We start from the raw sequence: 1,138 nt of genomic DNA on the forward strand, positions 1-1,138 counted from the left end.
TATTCTTTGAAAACTGAATAGTAATTAATAATTCATTAAAATGTCTTAAATACATCTTAACTTCTAAACCTATCAATTTATTAGTAATGGTCAGCTAAATGTATTACTACACTTACACATCCATCCTATCAACCTCGTAGTCTACAAGGAATTTCAAGGGAATACTTATCTCTGAGGAGGCTTCCCACTTAGATGCTTTCAGCGGTTATCCTTTCCGTACTTAGCTACCCAGCTATGCTCCTGGCGGAACAACTGGAACACCAGCGGTACGTCCACTCCGGTCCTCTCGTACTAAGAGCAGCTCTCATCAATATTCCAACGCCCACATCAGATAGGGACCGAACTGTCTCACGACGTTCTGAACCCAGCTCGCGTACCGCTTTAATTGGCGAACAGCCAAACCCTTGGAACCGACTCCAGCTCCAGGATGCGATGAGCCGACATCGAGGTGCCAAACCTTGCCGTCGATGTGATCTCTTGGGCAAGATAAGCCTGTTATCCCCAGGGTAACTTTTATCCGTTGAGCGACTGCCGTTCCATGACGTACAGCCGGATCACTAAGTCCTGCTTTCGCACCTGCTCGACTTGTAGGTCTCGCAGTTAAGCACACTTCTACCTTTGCGCTCTACATACAGTTTCTGACTGTATTGAGTGTACCTTTGAACGCCTCCGTTACTTTTTAGGAGGCGACCGCCCCAGTCAAACTACCCACCACGCACTGTCTCCTCGCCGGATAACGGCGACAGGTTAGAAACTCAACATACCAAGGGTGGTATTTCAAGGTCGACTACTCTAAGACTAGCGTCTTAGCATCAACGTCTCCCACCTATCCTACACATGTTAGGCCAAGTTCCAATACGAAGTTGTAGTAAAGCTCCATGGGGTCTTTTCGTCTTGATGCGGGTACCCAGCGTTTTCACTGGGACCATAATTTCACCGAGTCCAATGTTGAGACAGTTGAGAGATCATTGCGCCTTTCGTGCAGGTCAGTATTTAGCCGACAAGGAATTTCGCTACCTTAGGACCGTTATAGTTACGGCCGCCGTTCACCCGGGCTTCATTTCAACGCTTCGCATAAGCTAACGCATCCACTTAACCTTCGGGCACTGGGCAGGCTTCACCCCCTATACATCACCTT

General features: G+C 47.8%; 1 rRNA gene. It reads right to left on the reverse strand.

From position 1 onward, the window contains the following. Positions 1–59: 59 nt before the first annotated feature. A 23S ribosomal RNA gene (locus tag JXZ93_RS03495) occupies positions 60–1,138 on the reverse strand; the annotation flags it as partial.

Source organism: Mycoplasma sp. CSL10166, from assembly GCF_017116885.1.
Classification (GTDB): Bacteria; Bacillota_I; Bacilli_A; order Mycoplasmatales; family Metamycoplasmataceae; genus Mycoplasmopsis.